This is a genomic window from Streptomyces sp. NPDC026377 (genome assembly GCF_055567715.1).
This window is the reverse complement of sequence record NZ_JBVHPV010000015.1, coordinates 141,848-159,573: the sequence shown is the minus strand read 5'-3', so window position 1 is coordinate 159,573 and position 17,726 is coordinate 141,848. Positions and strand designations below refer to the sequence as shown.

The 17,726-nt window shown below is 73.4% G+C and carries 14 protein-coding genes; 5 read left to right on the top strand and 9 right to left on the bottom strand.

What is annotated here, in order from left to right; genetic code table 11:
* Window positions 1-76: 76 nt before the first annotated feature.
* From pstS to mshD, 5 genes are all read right to left on the bottom strand, one after another.
* Complete coding sequence (gene pstS / locus ACZ4MU_RS27320; RefSeq protein ID WP_365100015.1) at window positions 77-1,219, bottom strand: phosphate ABC transporter substrate-binding protein PstS; 1,143 nt, start codon at window positions 1,217-1,219, stop codon at window positions 77-79.
* Window positions 1,220-1,506: 287 nt separating this feature from the next.
* The gene (locus tag ACZ4MU_RS27315) at window positions 1,507-1,929 is read right to left on the bottom strand and encodes an NUDIX hydrolase (RefSeq protein WP_467881607.1); all 423 of its coding nucleotides are present in this window, start codon (window positions 1,927-1,929) and stop codon (window positions 1,507-1,509) included.
* On the bottom strand, window positions 1,926-2,972 hold the full coding sequence (locus tag ACZ4MU_RS27310) for a CHAD domain-containing protein (RefSeq protein ID WP_467881606.1): 1,047 nt from the start codon (window positions 2,970-2,972) through the stop codon (window positions 1,926-1,928). The genes ACZ4MU_RS27315 and ACZ4MU_RS27310 overlap by 4 nt, the downstream gene beginning before the upstream one ends.
* Window positions 2,959-5,208: an RNA degradosome polyphosphate kinase gene (locus ACZ4MU_RS27305; RefSeq protein ID WP_467881604.1), complete on the bottom strand. Its 2,250-nt coding sequence runs from the start codon at window positions 5,206-5,208 to the stop codon at window positions 2,959-2,961. The genes ACZ4MU_RS27310 and ACZ4MU_RS27305 overlap by 14 nt, the downstream gene beginning before the upstream one ends.
* A gap of 384 nt (window positions 5,209-5,592) precedes the next feature.
* On the bottom strand, window positions 5,593-6,531 hold the full coding sequence (gene mshD, locus ACZ4MU_RS27300; protein WP_467881602.1) for a mycothiol synthase: 939 nt from the start codon (window positions 6,529-6,531) through the stop codon (window positions 5,593-5,595).
* Window positions 6,532-6,738: 207 nt separating this feature from the next.
* Here mshD and ACZ4MU_RS27295 point away from each other — a divergent pair, with 207 nt between their 5' ends.
* Window positions 6,739-8,580 (top strand): bifunctional metallophosphatase/5'-nucleotidase, encoded by a 1,842-nt coding sequence (locus tag ACZ4MU_RS27295; RefSeq protein ID WP_467881601.1) that lies wholly within the window; start codon window positions 6,739-6,741, stop codon window positions 8,578-8,580.
* A 99-nt stretch (window positions 8,581-8,679) separates the two neighbouring features.
* Here ACZ4MU_RS27295 and ACZ4MU_RS27290 read toward each other — a convergent pair whose 3' ends face one another.
* From ACZ4MU_RS27290 to ACZ4MU_RS27280, 3 genes are all read right to left on the bottom strand, one after another.
* Window positions 8,680-10,065: a sensor histidine kinase gene (locus ACZ4MU_RS27290; RefSeq protein ID WP_467881649.1), complete on the bottom strand. Its 1,386-nt coding sequence runs from the start codon at window positions 10,063-10,065 to the stop codon at window positions 8,680-8,682.
* Between the two features lie 26 nt (window positions 10,066-10,091).
* The gene (locus tag ACZ4MU_RS27285) at window positions 10,092-10,826 is read right to left on the bottom strand and encodes a response regulator transcription factor (RefSeq protein ID WP_467881599.1); all 735 of its coding nucleotides are present in this window, start codon (window positions 10,824-10,826) and stop codon (window positions 10,092-10,094) included.
* Between the two features lie 80 nt (window positions 10,827-10,906).
* Window positions 10,907-11,977, bottom strand: coding sequence for a S1C family serine protease (locus tag ACZ4MU_RS27280; protein ID WP_467881597.1), 1,071 nt, complete (start codon window positions 11,975-11,977; stop codon window positions 10,907-10,909).
* A gap of 701 nt (window positions 11,978-12,678) precedes the next feature.
* Between ACZ4MU_RS27280 and ACZ4MU_RS27275 the strand changes: the two genes are divergently transcribed.
* The gene (locus ACZ4MU_RS27275; protein ID WP_467881595.1) at window positions 12,679-13,644 is read left to right on the top strand and encodes an NUDIX hydrolase; all 966 of its coding nucleotides are present in this window, start codon (window positions 12,679-12,681) and stop codon (window positions 13,642-13,644) included.
* A gap of 61 nt (window positions 13,645-13,705) precedes the next feature.
* Window positions 13,706-14,536, top strand: a complete 831-nt coding sequence (locus tag ACZ4MU_RS27270) for an MBL fold metallo-hydrolase (RefSeq protein WP_467881593.1) — start codon at window positions 13,706-13,708, stop codon at window positions 14,534-14,536.
* A 174-nt stretch (window positions 14,537-14,710) separates the two neighbouring features.
* Here the strand turns inward: ACZ4MU_RS27270 and ACZ4MU_RS27265 are convergent, their stop codons facing one another.
* Entirely contained in the window at window positions 14,711-15,385 is a 675-nt protein-coding gene (locus ACZ4MU_RS27265) for a Crp/Fnr family transcriptional regulator (RefSeq protein ID WP_017947815.1), read from the bottom strand.
* A gap of 251 nt (window positions 15,386-15,636) precedes the next feature.
* Between ACZ4MU_RS27265 and nth the strand changes: the two genes are divergently transcribed.
* Together nth and ACZ4MU_RS27255 are read left to right on the top strand one after the other, a co-directional pair.
* Entirely contained in the window at window positions 15,637-16,641 is a 1,005-nt protein-coding gene (nth, locus tag ACZ4MU_RS27260; protein ID WP_467881592.1) for an endonuclease III, read from the top strand.
* A 204-nt stretch (window positions 16,642-16,845) separates the two neighbouring features.
* On the top strand, window positions 16,846-17,715 hold the full coding sequence (locus tag ACZ4MU_RS27255; protein WP_467881590.1) for an NUDIX hydrolase: 870 nt from the start codon (window positions 16,846-16,848) through the stop codon (window positions 17,713-17,715).
* The last annotated feature ends 11 nt before the right edge of the window (window positions 17,716-17,726 follow it).

The following is a 17,726-nucleotide window of genomic DNA, read 5'->3' as shown; positions in this document are numbered from 1 at the left end:
GGGGGCCGGATCAAAGCCCCCGCCCCAGGGGCCTCGGGGCGGCCGGTTCACCGCTCGCCCCTCGGACCGACGGGTGTTACTGCAGACCCGCGACGGTCTCGCGGACCTTGGCGTTGATCTCGGCCGGGATCGGCGCGTAGCCGGCGTCGGAGAGGATCTTCTGACCCTCGTCGCCCGAGGTGTAGGTCAGGAAGGACTTCACCGTGCCGAGGGTGTCGGCCTTGTTGCCCTTGTCGCAGGCGATCTCGTACGTGACCAGGACGATCGGGTAGGCGCCCTCGGCCTTGGTGGCGTAGTCCAGGCCCAGGGCCAGGTCCTTTCCGGTGCCCTTGATCTTGGCGGCGGCGATCGCCTTGGAGGCGTTCTCCGGGGTGGCCTTGACCGGGGCGGCGGCGCCCGTGTTGATGTCCACGGTCTTGATGGACTGCGAGGTGGCGTAGGAGAGCTCGAAGTAGCCGATCGCGCCGTCCGTCTGCTTGACCTGCGCGGCGACACCGGCGGAGCCGGACGCGGCCTGGCCGCCCGGGGCGGGCCACTTCTTCTCGGGGGCGTAGGTCCAGTCGGACTTGGCGGTGGCGCCGAGGTACTTGCCGAGGTTCTGGGTGGTGCCGGAGTCCTCCGAGCGGTGGAACGGCTGGATCGCCTTGTCCGGGAGCTTGGCGCCCGAGTTCAGCTTGGCGATGGCCTCGTCGTTCCACTTCTTGATGTCGCCCTTGAAGATCTTGGCGAGCGTCGGGGCGTCCAGGACCAGGCTGTCCACGCCCTCCAGGTGGTAGCCGATCGCGATCGGGCCGCCGACCATCGGGAGGCTGATGCCCTGACCGCCGGTGCAGATCTTCTTGGAGTTGGCGACCTCCTCCGGCTTGAGCGCGGAGTCGGAGCCGGCGAAGGCGACCGTGCCCTGGTTGAAGTTGATGATGCCCTCGCCGGAGGAGGAGCCCTTGTAGTTGATCTCCACACCCTTGCAGGCCGCCATGTAGTTCTTGACCCAGAGGTCCATGGCGTTCTTCTGCGCGGAGGAACCGGAGGCCAGCAGCTGGCCCTTGGCGCCGTCGCACTTGATGTTCGACGCGGCGCTCGTCTTGCCGCCGGTCCCGCCGGTGGAGCCCGAACCCTTGTCGTTGTCGTCGCTGCCGCACGCCGTGAGGGCCAGGGCGCTGGACACGGCGATGACGCCGAGGGCGGTGGCGCGGAGCCGGTTCTTGCGCTGAAGCTTCACTTTCGGGTGTTCCTTCCAGGAGCCGCCGGGGTCCGTCCGTTGTACGGCGGCGTGCGAAGAGGTGTCCGGCCGGGCGGGTCGCCTCACACCGTGTAAGGCCGAAATTAGGCAGAACAGGTGAAGCCGCCGACGGAGGAGGGTGAACGGGAGGTGAACCGTGTCGGACAGTGCGGTGCCGACCGTTACCGGTTCGTGTTCGGCCGCCTCCCCAGATGAACGGCGCCCGGCTGGAAACCGACCCCCAGGCGGCGCGGGGGAGCGGGTTCAGCCCTCGGGGAGAGGCTTTTTCACGACCGGTGCAGCGCGTCCAGCAGGGCGTCCACCAGGGCGCGGTCGCGGGGCTGGGTGAGCCGTTCGCGGGCCGCCGCCGGGGTCAGCCACAGCACCCGGTCGATCTCGTCGTTCGGCTGGAAACAGCCCTCGCCGGCCTCGGCGGCCCAGTAGTCGACCGCCTTGGGGCGGCCCTGGGGGTCGATGTAGTGCGCGGACGGCAGCCGCGCCCCGGGCACGCAGAGGTGGCCGGTCTCCTCCCGCACCTCCCGGACGGCCCCCGCGAGCGGCTCCTCGCCGTCCTTGAGCTTGCCCTTGGGGTGCGACCAGTCGTCGTATTTCGGCCGGTGCACCAGGCAGATCTCCAGCCCCTCGGCGCCCTCGGGCGTACGCCGCCACAGCACGCAGCCCGCCGCGAGCACCGTCCCCTCCCGGTTCACGGCGCGGCCACCCGGGCACCGGCCGGCGCGGGCACGTCCGGACCCGTCTGCGGGCCCGTCTGGGCGCCCACGGCCGCCATCGGCTGCCAGATCTGCTGGAAGGCGAACCGGGCCGCCTCCACCTCGTGCCGCTGGTCGGCGTGGAGCACGCCGAGCGCGTAGGCGGTGGCCGGGGCGATCCTGGGGGTGCGGGCGGCCTCGGCGGCGTCGGCGGCGGCCTCGGAGGCGTCCCGGTGCCGGTCGAGCGCGAGCCCGGCCCGCAGCAGCCGCTCGTCGTCCTCGTACGGCAGACCGGCGCGCAGCACCTCCTGGGCGTACCGGTGCAGCCGCAGCCGCCGCCGCACCTGGTGCCACGGCGCGTCCTGGGCCTCGCCGGGCTGGGCCAGCGCCTCCGCGTTGTACGGATGGGCGGCGCGGGCCAGCGGCAGCGCGGCCACCGCCTGGCCCAGCCGCTGCTCGGCGAGGCGGGCGGCGGGCGGCAGCACCTCCACCGCGTACGCGGCCGCCGAGCCGGACAGGGGCACCTCGCTGGCGAGCAGCGCCACCGCGTCGGCCACCGCGTGGAAGCGGGAGGAGCCCATCGCCTGCAGGGCCGCCGAGTGCGCCCGGGTGCGGGCCAGGGTCAGCCGGCGGTCCAGGAGCGCCGCGGCCCGGGCGGCGCCCACCGCCGAGGCCGCCGCCTCGCCGCGCGGCGCGGGCACCTGGGGGCCGCCGGAGAGCCGGTGGAGGCCGTCGAGCAGCCGGGTGAGCCGGGCCGCGCAGGCGTGCTCCCCGGCCAGCGTGGCGCGGAGCCAGGACAGCTCCGTGCGCAGCGCCTCGGCCCACAGGGGGTCGAGCAGCGGGCGGAAGGTGTGCAGGGTGGCGCCGATGCGGCGGGCGGCGCGGCGCAGCGCCCGCGCGGCCTCCTCGGCGCCGTCGTTGTCGGGCCCCGCCTCGCGGTGCAGACGCAGCCCGCGCAGGAACTCGCCCGCCTGCGCGTGGAGATAGGGGGACAGGACGTCCGCGGCGGTCCGCGGTCCCGGGACGTTCTCAGGGCTTGGCACGCCGGCGCCTCCGGGCGTCTATCAGCATCTCCTGCACGTGGCGCAGCGGCTGTCCGTCGGCGTCGGCGGCGTGCCGGGTCCACTCGCCGTCCGGGCCCAGGTGCCAGGAGGTGGTGGAGTCCGACATACCGGTCTCCAGGAGCCGGGAGAGAGCCAGGCGGTGGGCCGGGTCGGTGACCCGCACCAGCGCCTCGATGCGGCGGTCCAGGTTGCGGTGCATCATGTCGGCGCTGCCCAGCCACACCTCGGGCTCGCCGCCGTTGCCGAACGCGAAGAGCCGGGAGTGCTCCAGGAAGCGCCCCAGTATCGACCGCACCCGGATGTTCTCGGAGAGCCCGGCGACTCCGGGGCGGACCGCGCAGATGCCGCGTACCCAGATGTCGACCGGCACACCGGCCTGCGAGGCGCGGTAGCAGGCGTCGATCACGGCCTCGTCGACCATCGAGTTGACCTTGATGCGGACGTAGGCGGGACGCCCGGCGCGGTGGTGGGCCGTCTCCTTGTTGATGCGCGAGACCAGGCCGTCGCGCAGGGACTTGGGGGCGACCAGCAGCCGGCGGTAGGTCTCGCGGCGCGAGTAGCCCGACAGCCGGTTGAAGAGGTCCGAGAGGTCGGCGCCGACCTGCGGGTCGGCGGTGAGCAGCCCCAGGTCCTCGTAGAGGCGGGCCGTCTTGGGGTGGTAGTTGCCGGTGCCGACGTGCGAGTAGCGGCGCAGCGTGTCGCCCTCCTGACGCACCACCAGCGACAGCTTGCAGTGCGTCTTCAGACCCACCAGGCCGTACACCACGTGGCAGCCCGACTCCTCCAGCTTGCGGGCCCACTTGATGTTGGCCTGCTCGTCGAAGCGCGCCTTGATCTCGACCAGGACGAGGACCTGCTTGCCGGACTCGGCGGCGTCTATCAGGGCGTCCACGATCGGCGAGTCGCCGGAGGTGCGGTAGAGCGTCTGCTTGATGGCAAGCACGTCCGGGTCGGCGGCGGCCTGCTCCAGGAACGCCTGTACCGAGGTGGAGAAGGAGTCGTACGGGTGGTGGAGCAGCACGTCCCGCTCGCGCAGGGCCGCGAAGATGTCGGGCGCGGACGCCGACTCGACCTCGGCGAGGTCGCGGTGGGTGCCGGCCACGAACTTGGGGAACTTCAGCTCCGGCCGGTCCAGGGCCGCGATGCCGAAGAGGCCGGTGAGGTCCAGCGGGCCGGGCAGCGGGTACACCTCGGCGTCGCTGATCTTCAGCTCGCGCACCAGCAGGTCCAGGACGTACGGGTCGATGGACTCCTCGACCTCCAGACGCACCGGTGGCCCGAAGCGGCGCCGCATGAGCTCCTTCTCCAGCGCCTGGAGGAGGTTCTCGGCGTCGTCCTCCTCCACCTCCAGGTCCTCGTTCCGGGTCACCCGGAACATGTGGTGGGCCAGGACCTCCATGCCGGGGAAGAGCTCTTCGAGGTGGGCCGCGATGACGTCCTCCAGGGGGACGTACCGCTGTGGCGACGCCTCCAGGAACCGCGAGAGCAGCGGCGGCACCTTGACCCGGGCGAAGTGGCGGTGGCCGCTGACGGGGTTGCGCACGACGACCGCGAGGTTGAGCGAGAGCCCCGAGATGTACGGGAAGGGGTGCGCGGGGTCCACGGCCAGCGGGGTGAGGACCGGGAAGATCTGCTGGCGGAAGAGGGTGAACAGGCGCGCCTGCTCCTTCTCGGTGAGGTCCGGCCAGCGGATGAGGTGGATGTTCTCGTCGGCGAGCGCCGGGGCCACGTCCTGCTGGTAGCAGGCGGCGTGCCGGGCCATGAGCTCGCGCGAGCGGGTCCAGATCAGGTCCAGGACCTCGCGGGGCTGGAGCCCGGAGGCGGACCGGGTGGCCACCCCGGTGGCGATACGGCGCTTCAGGCCCGCCACCCGGACCATGAAGAACTCGTCCAGGTTGGAGGCGAAGATCGCCAGGAAGTTCGCGCGTTCCAGCAGCGGGGTCGCCGGGTCCTCGGCGAGCTCCAGGACGCGCTCGTTGAAGGCGAGCCAGCTGCGCTCACGGTCGAGGAAGCGCCCCGAGGGCAGCTCGTCGCCGCCCGGCGCGTCCTCGCGGTCGCGCTCGTAGCCGTCGTACCCGTCGAGATCCGCGTCGATGTCCGGCTCCAGGTCGGAGACGGCGGCGGCGAGGGTGTGCGGCCGGTGCGCGGCTATGGAACCGACCGACGGCTGGGTGGTGGGCTGGAGGCGGACCTCGGCACTCGGCTGCTGGCTCATGAACCCATTCTTCCGCGCTCCGGCGATCTCAGGCGCGTCGGAGAGCACGTCGGAGCGGGCAGGCGTGAGCGCCTTGGGGCGGGCGGCGGTCCCGTTCCGGGAGGGTGGCACCTCGGGCTGCATTGAGCGAGCGTCGCAAGCGTGTCTGAATACGCGGTAACGGGGACATGACGTGAGGGAATCCGTGGCCTGGCGCGGATGTCAGGAGCACCCGCGCCCGGCGGGCGGAGTGCGGACGGCACCGAGGTCCACCGCCGTGTCCGCGCCCGGCCTGCCCACGCCCCGCGGCGCCGGGTACGGACAGGGGCGCGGGGAACCGCGCGACCGGCCCCCCGCCGTCCGCAGACGAAAGCCGGGCACACCCCGCCGAGGGCCCGGCCGGCCCTACGACTCCGTCCGGTACATCAGGTCCACCTCGTGCGTGGTGAACCCCAGGCGCTCGTACACCGCGACCGCCGCCGTGTTGTCGGCGTCCACGTACAGCATCGCCGCCGGCAGCCCCTCCGCCGCGAGATGGCGCAGCCCCGTCGCGGTGAGGGCCTTGCCCAGGCCCCCGCCCTGCGCGTCGGGCCTGATGCCCACCACGTACACCTCCCCGATCCTCTCCGCCGCGTGCACCTTCGTCCAGTGGAAGCCCACGATCCGGCCCTCGCGCTCGGCGAGGAAGAAACCCTTCGGGTCGAACCAGGGCTCCGCCTTGCGGTCGTCGAGGTCGCGCTGGGTGAGCGCGCCCTGCTCGGGGTGGTGGGAGAAGGCCGCCGCGTTCACCGCCAGCCACGCCGCGTCGTCCTCGCCGGGCACGAAGGTCCGTACGCTCACGCCCGGCGGGTAGACCGGCTCGGCGATGTCGGCGGGGTCCAGCGGCCGCCGCATCTGGCGCAGTTCGCGGAACAGGGTGAGGCCCAGGACCTGGGCGAGGTGGCGGGCGGCGGAGTGCCCGCCGTGCGCCCACACCCGCAGCCGCTTGCCGGAGGCGCCCAGCAGCGCCGAGCCGAGCGCCCGGCCGTGGCCCCGGCCCCGGTGGGCGGGGTGGATGACGAGCTCGGCGGCGGGCGCCTCGACGGGGTCGGTGTCCTCCAGCTGCGCGTACCCGATCAGCTCGGGCCCCCCGGCCGTGGCGAGCGTCAGCAGGAAGTGGCGGATGCCGGGCCGCCGGCCGCCCCGCAGCTGGAGCCGCCCCTGCTCGGACACGGCCTGCTGCCCGTCGGTCCCGGCGGCCTCGGCGAGCAGCGCGAGGACCTCCTGGGCCTGGGGGTGGGTGAGCTCGTCGAGGGTCCGGATCTCACGTCCGGAGGGGCCGGGCACGGCGGGGTCGGTCGTCATGGGTACGAGCGTACGGCGACCGGGGGCAAAACCTGACGTACCGACAAACGGCAACCATCCCGTAACCGCATCCCCCTGTCGCGCTACGCGCGTTGACCCTAGGCTTCCGCTCGCGGCGGCACGACCGGGTTTCGGCCACCGCCCGACCAGATCGCGGTTCTCCGCGCACACCAGGCTCCACCACCAGCTGAATCGTTTAGGGGAGAGATGACAGCGACACCCCGGAAGCACCACGGCGGCCGTGCGGGCCGCCGGGTCCTGGCGGCCGCCGCCGGCCTCACCACGCTCGGCGCGCTCGTCGCCGCGATGCCGGCCGCCGACGCCCACGACAAGGGCCACGGGCACCCGAAGCCCGCGCGGACGGTGGACGTCCAGCTCCTCTCCTTCAACGACCTGCACGGCAACCTGGAGCCGCCGGCCGGCTCGGCCGGGGCCGTGAACGAGAAGCAGTCCGACGGGACCGTGAAGTCCATACCGGCCGGCGGCGTCGAGTACCTGGCGTCCTCGCTGCGCACCGCGCGCGAGGGCCACCCGTACTCGATCACCGCCGCGGGCGGCGACATGATCGGCGCCAGCCCGCTGCTCTCCGGCCTCTTCCACGACGAGCCGACCATCGAGGCGCTCAACCGGATCGACCTCGACGTGACGGCCGTGGGCAACCACGAGTTCGACGAGGGCGCGGTCGAGCTCGCCCGGATGCAGAACGGCGGCTGCCACCCGGTCGAGGGCTGCTACGAGAAGGGCAGGAAGTTCCGGGGCGCCGACTTCCCGTATCTCGCCGCCAACGTGACCAGCGAGAAGACCGGCAAGCCGCTCCTCAAGCCGTACACGGTCTGGAAGAAGAACGGCGTCAGGATCGGCTTCATCGGCGTGACCCTGGAGGGCACCCCGGACGTCGTGACCGCCTCGGGCGTCAAGGGCCTGAAGTTCCACGACGAGATCGAGACGATCAACAAGTACGCCAAGGAGCTCGACCGGCAGGGCGTGAAGTCCATCGTCGCGCTCGTCCACGAGGGCGGGATGCCGGCGACCAACGCGTACAACTACGACTGCGACTCGGCCGGTCCCGGCAGCGGTCTGTCCGGTCCGGTCGTCGACATCGCCAAGGGCGTCACGCCCAAGGTGGACGCGCTGGTCACCGGCCACACCCACCAGGCGTACACCTGCACGATCCCGGACCCGGCGGGCAACCCGCGCATGGTCACCTCGGCGGCCTCCTACGGCAAGCTCTTCACCGAGACCACGCTCACCTACGACAGGCGGACCAAGGACATCGTCCGGACCGCCGTGACGTCCCCGAAGTCGGTGAACCGCGTCGTCCGCCGTGACCAGCCCAAGGCGCGGGACATCACCGACCTGATCGCCCGCTGGAACAAGCTGGCCGCTCCGATCGCGGGCCGCCCGCAGGGCTACATCTCCGCCGACATCAACGGCCGGGGCTCCGAAGCCCCCGAGAAGCCGCTCGGCGACCTCATCGCGGACGCGCAGCTCGCCGGGCTCTCCCCGGCCGACAAGGGCGGCGCCCAGCTCGCCTTCATGAACCCGGGCGGCATCCGCTCCGACCTCGTGTACAAGGCGAGCGGCGGCGAGGGCGACGGGGTGGTCACCTACGGCGAGGCGTTCACCGTCCAGCCGTTCACCAACATGATGAACGTGGTGGACCTGACCGGCGCCCAGATCATCCAGGGCCTCCAGCAGCAGGTCAGCGGCGGCAACGCGGCATCGCCGAAGATCCTCCAGGTGTCGAAGGGCTTCAGCTACACGCTCGACATGACCAAGGCGGGCGCGGACCGCGTCCTGGTGGACACGGTCAAGCTGAACGGGGTCGCCCTCGACCCGGCGAAGACCTACCGCGTCGCCATGAACGAGTTCCTCGCGGGCGGCGGCGACGGCTTCGCCGCCCTCGGCCAGGGCAAGAACAAGCTGGTCGGCGCCTCCGACCTGGACGTCTTCGACGCCTACCTGGCGGCGAACTCCTCGGCCTCCGCACCGCTCGCGCCCCCGGCCGGCGGCCGGATCACGGTCGTGGGCAAGGTGGCGGGCGAGTAGTCGCCTTCCGTCGTACGGGAAAGGGGTGCCGGATTCTTCCCGGCGCCCCTTTCCCCTTTCCCCATTCCCCACCCGCCCGACGCGCGTCCGGTGGCCCGCTCACACCCCCGGGGCGTCGGGCGGCGGGGTCGGCGCGCCCGGCAGGCGGATCGTGGCCACCGTGCCGCCGCCGTCCGGCGCCGCGCCGAGCGTGATCGTGCCGCCCGTGTGCTGGACCGTCCGGGCCACGATGGAGAGCCCGAGCCCCGAACCCGGCAGCGAACGGGCCGAGGGCGAGCGCCAGAACCGCTCGAAGACGTGCGGGAGTTCGTCGGCGGGGATCCCGGGGCCCTGGTCGCGCACGGTCAGGACGCCCCGGTCGAGGGTGACGTCGACGGTGCCGCGCGGCGGGCTGAACTTGACCGCGTTGTCCAGCACGTTGACGATCGCCCGCTCCAGGGCCGCAGGCTCCGCCCGTACGTACCAGGGTGCGAGCCGGGCCGTGATCTCCAGCTCGGGGCCGCGCAGCCGGGCGCGCTCCAGGGCGGCGCGGGCGATGTCGTGGAAGGCGACGACCTCCAGCGGGCCCGCGCGGACCGCGTCCGGCCGGGACAGCTCCTGCAAGTCGCCGATCAGGGCCGCGAGTTCGGTCATCTGCGCCTTGACGGACGCCATCAGCGCCTTGCGGTCGGCGGCCGGAATGGCCCGGCCGGTCTCCTCGCTCCGGGCCAGCAGCTCGATGTTGGTCCGCAGCGAGGTCAGCGGGGTGCGCAGCTCGTGCCCCGCGTCCGCGATCAGCTGCGACTGCCGGTCGCGGGAGGAGGCGAGGGCGGCGGTCATCGCGTTGAAGGACCGCGAGAGCCGGGCGATCTCGTCCTCGCCCTCGATGGGGATACGGACCGTGAGGTCCTCGGTACGGGCCACGTGCTCGACCGTGCCGGTCAGCCGGTCCACGGGACGCAGGCCCGTACGCGCCACCCAGAGCCCGGCCGCGCCGCCCGCCACGACCCCGGCCCCGGCGAGCCCCGCGAGGAGCAGCGCCAGCCGGTTGAGCGAGGAATCGATCTCGGTGAGCGGCCGGGAGAGCGACACGGTGACCACCCGGCCGGCGATCTGCTGCCGCTGGGTGCGCACGCGGACGTCCACTCCGCCGTCGGTGACGCCGCTGTGCAGGGCGTCGAGGCGGTGGCCCCGGGCCACGGCCACGTCCTGGGATGTGACCCGCACCGGAGGCGACTCGGGAGCCGCGCAGCGGGAGCCGTCGATGAGGACGACCTGGATGTAGGCGAACCCCGAGCGCTCGTCGTCGGGCACCGCCCCCGGCGTCCCGCAGGTGGCGAGCGCGGCCTGGACCAGGGTGGGCGGGGCGCTGGTGTTGCGCAGCGTGTTGTCCAGCTCCTCGCCGAGCTGGGCCCGGGTCAGCAGCCAGCACGCCACCGACACGGCCGCGACCGCGACCGCCACGGCCGTCGCCACCAGCAGCGCGAGCCGCGACCGCAGTGGCATCGCCCGGTAGCGCCGGACGACTCCGTTCACTCCGCGCCGCCCGTGCGCAGGGCGTACCCCACCCCGCGCACGGTGTGGACCACGCGCGGCTCGCCGCCCGCCTCGGTCTTGCGGCGCAGGTACATGACGTACACGTCGAGGGAGTTGGACGACGGCTCGAAGTCGAAGCCCCAGACCGCCTTGAGGATCTGCTCGCGGGTGAGGACCTGGCGGGGGTGGGCCAGGAACATCTCCAGGAGGGTGAACTCCGTACGGGTCAGCTCCACCACCCGCTCGCCCCGCGTCACCTCCCGGGTCGCCAGGTCCATGCGCAGGTCGCCGAAGGCCAGGACGTTGTCGTCGGGCCGCTCGCCGCCCGCCTGCCCCGCGTACGAGCTGCGGCGCAGCAGGGCGCGGATACGGGCGAACAGCTCGTCCAGCTCGAACGGCTTGACCAGGTAGTCGTCCGCGCCCGCGTCCAGGCCGGTGACGCGGTCGCCGACCGTGTCGCGTGCGGTGAGCATCAGCACCGGGGTGGTGGACCCGGCGCCGCGCAGCCGCCGGGCGGCGGTCAGCCCGTCCATCCGGGGCATCTGGATGTCGAGGACGATCAGGTCCGGCCGGTACGCCTCCGCCTTGGCCAGCGCGTCGAGCCCGTCCACGGCGACCTCCGTCCCGTACCCCTCGAAGGCGAGGCTGCGCTGGAGCGCCTCGCGGACGGCGGGCTCGTCGTCGACGATCAGGATGCGCTGGGTGTCGTCCTCGGCGGCTGCGGGGCTCATCGCTTGGGGGTCTTCCTCGGGTTCGGGTCGGGCCGGGTGCGGTCCAGCGTCGCATGCCGGACCCGCGCCCGTGGCGAGCATCAGCTGTAGCTGCCGCTGCTCTCGCCGCCGCTTGTGCCGCTTCCGCCGCTGCCGGCGCGGAGGGAGGCGAGGTCGGCCTTGACGGTGTTGACGGGGATGGCGAACCCGAGCCCGACGCTGCCCGCCGAGGAGGAGGACTGGGCCCCCGCCGAACTGGGGCTGTACATCGCGGAGTTGATGCCGACGATGTTGCCGTTCATGTCGATCAGGGCGCCGCCGGAGTTGCCCGGGTTGAGCGAGGCGTCGGTCTGGATGGCCTTGTACGTGGTCTTGGACGAGCCGGTGTCGCCGTTGAACTGCTGCCCGCCGAACTCGAAGGGCCAGCCGCCGCGCTGCCGCCCCTGCCCCTGGTCCTGTCCCTGCCCCTGCTCCTTGGCGACGGTGACGTCACGGTTGAGGGCGGAGATGATGCCGCTGGTGACGGTGCCGGTCAGGCCCTCGGGGGAGCCGATGGCGACGACCTGGTCCCCGACCCTGAGGTTGTCGGAGTTGCCGAGGCTCGCGGGCTTGAGACCGCTCGCCCCGCGCACCTTGACGAGCGCGAGGTCCTTGTCGGGGTCGGTGCCGACGACGCTCGCGGGGTACGTCTTGCCGTCGCTGGTACGCACCTTGACCTCGTCGGCGCCCGCGATCACGTGGTTGTTGGTGATGATCTCGCCGCCGGAGGTGATGATCACGCCCGATCCGGTGGACTCTCCGGAGGTGGAGGTGGCGCTGATCTCCACGATGCTGGGGGAGACGGCCTGGGCGACGCCGGAGACGGTGCCGGTGGTGCTCCGGGAGGCGTTCGTGCCCGGAACGCCGGGCGCACCAGCCGTACTGTCCCCACCGGCGGCCCACCGCTCCACGAGGGTGGCGGTCCCTCCGCCCACGGCCGCGGCGGCGATGGCGACGGCGGCGAGCAGCCCGACGGAGCGGCGGGCGCGGCGGGGGGCGGGGGCGGGGGTGCCGTCCGCGCTCCCGGGCTCGTACGGGGGCGGCGGGGGGTAGCCCCCGAGCCCCTGCGCGGAGGGGTGCGGCGGCTGCGGCTGCGTCTGCTTCGGCTGCTGCTCGGGGAAGGTCATGTGCATTACCTTCGCGGTGCTGGATGAGAGCTGTCTGAGGACGGGGTAAGAAGCCCGACAGAAGGATGTTTGCCCGAAATAAAGATTCCCGGGGGTGCGGGCGGGCGGGTGGCGGCGCTTGTCTGCGGACCGCGGGTGGCTGGTCGCGCAGTTCCCCGCGCCCCTGAGGGGTGTCGTGTTCGCCTGCGGACCGTGGGTGGCTGGTCGCGCAGTTCCCCGCGCCCCCAGGGGGTCGTGGTTGCTCGCGATTCTAGGCGGTGGGGGGTGCGCGCCGCCCAGCCGCGGCTGAAGCCCGTGCCCCCGATGCCCTGCGGCCGAGCCGGGGGCCCCGGGCGGCGGGGGGCCCACCTGAGGGGCGCGGGGAACTGCGCGACAGGCCCCCAGCGGCCGGAAGTGGAAGTCGGTGCTCCTCAGGGCCTTTGGCCGGGCCGAGAATCCCCGGCTGCGGGGGGCTCACCTGAGGGGCGCGGGGAACTGCGCGACAAGCCCCCACCGGCCCGCAGGTGAAGACGGGGCCCCGCAGGGGCGCGGGGAACTGCGCGACAAGCCTCCACCGGCCCGCAGGCAAAGACCGGGCCCAGCAGGGGCGCGGGGAACTGCGCGACCAGCCACCCACCCACCCGCAGACGACCACGCACCCGGCCCCGCACCCCCGGCCCCACACCGCCCCCTCGAACACCCGCACCCCAAGAGATAGCCTCGCGCCCATGCCCAATGGTCAGTGGTACCCGCCGGAATGGCCCGACCGCATCCGCGCCCTCGCCCACGGCACCCTCACCCCCGTACCCCCCCGCCGCGCCGCGACCGTCCTGCTGCTCCGCGCCGGAGCCGAGGGCGGCGGCGGCCTCGCCGTGCACATGCTGCGCCGCCGCACCTCCATGGCCTTCGCCGGCGGCGCCTACGCCTACCCGGGCGGCGGCGTGGACCCCAGGGACGACGCCAGACGGATCGGCTGGGCCGGCCCCAGCCGCGAGACCTGGGCGGCCCGCCTCGGCGTGGCCCCCGACGACGCCCAGGCCATCGTCTGCGCCGCCGTCCGCGAGACGTACGAGGAGGCCGGGGTCCTCCTCGCCGGGCCGGACGCCGGCAGCGTCGTCGGCGACACCACCGGCGACGACTGGGAGGCCGACCGCCGCGCCCTCGTCGCCCGCGACCTCTCCTTCGCCGAGTTCCTCGACCGCCGCGCCCTGGTCCTGCGCTCGGACCTGCTCGGCGCCTGGGCCCGCTGGATCACCCCGGAGTTCGAACCGAAGCGGTACGACACGTACTTCTTCGTCGCCGCGCTCCCCGAGGGCCAGCGCACCCGCAACGCCTCCACCGAGGCCGACCGGACCGTCTGGATCCGGCCCGCCGACGCCCTGGCCGGATACGACGCGGGCGAGCTGCTGATGATGCCTCCGACGGTCTCGACCCTGCGCGCCCTCCTCCCGTACGCCACCCCCGCAGAGACGGTCGAAGCCGCGGCGGCCCGGGATCTCACACCCGTACTGGCGCGCGCGAGCCTCGGCGATGACGGCGAGATCGTGCTGAGCTGGCCCGGGCACGACGAGTTCACCAAACGGGTACGCACCACGAACGGCACCACGAACGGCACCATGGACGGCGCCACGGAAGGCACCACGGACGGCGCCACGGAAGGCGCCACGGACGGCGCCACGGAAGGCACCTCGTGACCCCGCCCGCCCGCGTGCCGCCCGCCCCCACACCCCCGCTCCCCACGGAAGGTTCCCTCGCGTGACCGAAGCCGCGGCCCTCCCCGGCCGGCCCCGCGGCGGGGTGCTCTCGGGCCCCGCCACGACCCGTACCGTCAGCGTTCTCGCGCCCAACCCCTCCGCGATGACCCTCGACGGCACCAACACCTGGATCGTCGCCGAGCCCGACTCCGACCTCGCGGTCGTCGTCGACCCGGGCCCCCTCGACGAGGGCCACCTGCGGAACGTGGTCGCCACCGCCGAGCGGATGGGCAAACGGGTCGCCCTCACCCTGCTCACCCACGGCCACCCCGACCACGCCGAGGGCGCGGCGCGCTTCGCCGAGCTGACCCGTACGCACGTACGCGCCCTCGACCCGGCCCTGCGCCTCGGCGACGAGGGCCTGGCCACCGGCGACGTGATCACCACCGGCGGACTGGAGATGTGGGTGGTGCCCACCCCCGGCCACACCGCCGACTCCCTCTGCTTCCACATCCCCGCCGACAGGGCCGTGCTGACGGGGGACACGGTCCTCGGGCGCGGCACGACCGTCGTGGCGCACCCGGACGGCCGCCTCGGCGACTACCTCGACTCCCTGCGGCGGCTGCGCTCGCTCGCGGTCGACGACGGCGTCCACACCGTGCTGCCCGGGCACGGGCCCGTGCTCGACGACGCGCAGGGCGCCGTCGAGTACTACCTCGCCCACCGCGCCCACCGGCTCGCGCAGGTGGAGACGGCGGTGGAGGACGGCCACACCACGGCGGCGGAGGTGGTGGCCCGCGTCTACGCGGACGTCGACCCGTCCCTGTGGCCGGCGGCAGAACTGTCCGTACGCGCCCAGCTGGAGTATCTGAGCGAGCACGGCCTCATCTAGCCGCCCGGCTGTGCCCCCCAGCCGTTGCCCCCGGCCGTGCCGCCCAGCCGTGCCACCCGCCCGGCCCGCGCCGCCCCTGGGCCCACTCAAGCGGCTCGCGGCTGCAGAAACGGGACGGGCCCGCCTCCCCGAGGGGAGGCGGGCCCGTACACGTCTACGTGCGCGCGCGCCGCGTCAGCGCGACCGCTTCGCGAGCCGCTCCACGTCCAGCAGGATCACCGCACGGGCCTCCAGCCGCAGCCAGCCGCGCTGCGCGAAGTCCGCGAGGGCCTTGTTGACCGTCTCGCGGGACGCGCCGACCAGCTGGGCCAGCTCCTCCTGCGTCAGGTCGTGCACGACGTGGATGCCCTCCTCCGACTGCACGCCGAAGCGGCGCGACAGGTCCAGGAGCGCGCGGGCCACCCGGCCCGGAACGTCGGAGAAGACCAGGTCGGACATCTGGTCGTTGGTCTTGCGCAGCCGGCGGGCGACCGCGCGCAGCAGGGCCGTGGCCACCTCGGGCCGGGCGTTCAGCCAGGGCTGGAGGTCACCGTGGCCCAGGCCCAGCAGCTTGACCTCGGTGAGCGCGGTCGCGGTGGCGGTGCGCGGGCCCGGGTCGAAGAGCGACAGCTCGCCGATGAGTTCGCCGGGGCCGAGGACCGCCAGCATGTTCTCGCGGCCGTCGGGGGAAGTGCGGTGGAGCTTGACCTTGCCCTCGGTGACCACGTAGAGGCGGTCGCCGGGGTCGCCCTCGTGGAAGAGGGCGTCGCCACGGGCGAGCGTCACCTCACTCATCGAGGCGCGGAGCTCCGCGGCCTGCTCGTCATCGAGCGCCGCGAAGAGCGGGGCGCGCCGCAGAACGTCGTCCACGAGTTCTCTCCTTGTCGACCGGTTCAGGGGACCGTGTTCCCCTTTTTACCGGACGGGGTAAACAGTGCGATCAATCACAAGGATGACGCACCGAAGCCGCGGGCTGTGCGGCAGGGGGCCGATTGGGGTGGTGATCGGCCGGGGCCCGGGCGGATGTCAGTCTGTGCCTTTAGGCTGGCCGGGTGTCCAATTCGCCGGTGAGAGCGCAGGCCAGGGGGGCCACAAGAGTGTCGGCAGGCAAGGATTCCGCTGTGGGCGAACAGCCCACGAGTAAACCGAAAAAAGCCGCGAAAGTAGCAAAATCAGCCAATCGGGCCGCGTCGCTATCCGAGGCGCTCCCGGGCGCGTCGCCCGCGCCGGGCGCCAAGAAGCCCGCCGCCAAGAAGGCCGCGCCCAAGAGCGCGGCCAAGAAGGCGGCTGAAAGCGCCCCGGCTGCGGCGGCCAAGAGCGCCCCGGCGGCCCCCGCGCCCGAGTCCGCCAGACCCGCCCCGCCCGAGTCCCGTCTCTCCATGGTCCGCCGGGCCCGCCGGATCAACCGGGAGCTGGCGGAGGTGTATCCGTACGCCCACCCGGAGCTCGACTTCCGCAACCCCTTCGAGCTGCTGGTCGCCACGGTCCTCTCGGCCCAGACGACCGACCTGCGGGTCAACCAGACCACGCCCGCGCTGTTCGCCGCGTATCCGACCCCCGAGGAGCTGGCCGCGGCCGACCCGGAGGCGGTCGAGGAGCTGATCCGGCCGACCGGGTTCTTCCGCGCCAAGACCAAGTCGATCATGGGTCTGGCGGTCGCCCTGCGCGACGAGTTCGGGGGCGAGGTGCCCGGGCGCCTGGAAGACCTGGTGAAGCTTCCGGGAGTCGGCCGCAAGACGGCCAACGTGGTGCTGGGCAACGCCTTCGGCGTCCCCGGCCTCACCGTCGACACGCACTTCGGGCGGCTGGTCCGGCGCTGGAAGTGGACCGACGAGGAGGACCCGGTCAAGGTCGAGGCCGTCGTCGCCGGGATCTTCCCCAAGAGCGAGTGGACGATGCTCTCGCACCGCGTCATCTTCCACGGCCGCCGCATCTGCCACGCCCGCAAGCCCGCCTGCGGCGCCTGCCCCATCGCCCCGCTCTGCCCGGCGTACGGGGAGGGCGAGACGGACCCGGAGAAGGCCAGGAAGCTCCTGAAGTACGAGAAGGGCGGCTTCCCGGGCCAGCGGCTCTCCCCGCCCCCGGACTACCCGGGACGCCCGGCCCCGCCGCTGGGGGCCGGATGACGGGGCGCGGATGACCCGACGGATACGGATGACCCGGCGGATACGGATGACGCGGCGGATACGGATGACGCGGCTGAGCCCGACGGGACCGCTTGGCGGGGTGGCCCGGCGGGCGATCCGGCGGAACGGTCCCGAGAGGGACACGTCCGGCCCGGCCGGAACGAACGCGACCGGCCCGGACGTTGTGACCGGTGGACGACGGGGGTGCCCATGACGCACGCGAGCGACACCAGCAGGACCAGCTCCAGCAGGACCAGTGACACCAGCAGGACCAGCTCCAGCACGACCGGCGAGCCCAGCGGGACCGGCTCAGGCGCGGCCGGCTCCAGCCGCACCAGCGACCCCAGCAGGGCGTACGGGAGCGGCCGGGGGGGTCCGGCCCCCTCCGGGGGGCGCGGCGGCCCTCACGGGCCCGCCGTGAGCCGTGAGGGGCTGCCCGAGTGGCTCGGCCCCGTCGCGCGCGCGGCCGACCGCATCGAGCCGCTCCAGCTCAGCCGCTTCCTGCCGCCCGAGAGCGGCGCGGGACGCCAGTCCGCCGTGCTGGTCCTCTTCGGCGAGGGCCCGGCCGGACCCGAGCTGCTGCTCATGGAGCGCGCCAGCCAGCTGCGCTCGCACGGCGGCCAGCCCTCCTTCCCGGGTGGCGCCCTCGACCCCGAGGACGGCGACCCCCAGACCACCGGGCCGCTGCGCGCCGCCCTGCGCGAGGCCGAGGAGGAGACCGGTCTGGACCCCGAGGGGGTGCAGATCTTCGGCGTGCTGCCCCGGCTCTACATCCCGGTGAGCGGTTTCGTGGTGACTCCGGTCCTCGGCTGGTGGCGCGAGCGCACCGAGGTGCGCGCGGTGGACGCGGCGGAGACCGCCCGGGTCTTCACGGTCCCCGTGGCGGATCTCACGGACCCGGCCAACCGGGCCACCGCGGTGCACCCGCGGGGCCACGCAGGCCCGGCCTTTCTGGTCGAATCCGCCCTCGTGTGGGGCTTCACGGCCGGGGTGATCGACCGGCTGCTGCACTTCGCGGGCTGGGAGCGGCCCTGGGATCGCACCCGCCGGGTCCCGCTCGACTGGCACGCGTGACAGGCTGACCC

Coding starts and splice junctions, on each gene's coding strand:
- ACZ4MU_RS27305 (WP_467881604.1), bottom strand. CDS start 5,208: ATGAGCCAGCAGCCGAGTGCCGAGGTCCGCCTCCAGCCCACCACCCAG.
- ACZ4MU_RS27295 (WP_467881601.1), top strand. CDS start 6,739: ATGACAGCGACACCCCGGAAGCACCACGGCGGCCGTGCGGGCCGCCGG.
- ACZ4MU_RS27285 (WP_467881599.1), bottom strand. CDS start 10,826: ATGAGCCCCGCAGCCGCCGAGGACGACACCCAGCGCATCCTGATCGTC.
- ACZ4MU_RS27275 (WP_467881595.1), top strand. CDS start 12,679: ATGCCCAATGGTCAGTGGTACCCGCCGGAATGGCCCGACCGCATCCGC.
- mshD (WP_467881602.1), bottom strand. CDS start 6,531: ATGACGACCGACCCCGCCGTGCCCGGCCCCTCCGGACGTGAGATCCGG.
- ACZ4MU_RS27280 (WP_467881597.1), bottom strand. CDS start 11,977: ATGCACATGACCTTCCCCGAGCAGCAGCCGAAGCAGACGCAGCCGCAG.
- ACZ4MU_RS27290 (WP_467881649.1), bottom strand. CDS start 10,065: ATGCCACTGCGGTCGCGGCTCGCGCTGCTGGTGGCGACGGCCGTGGCG.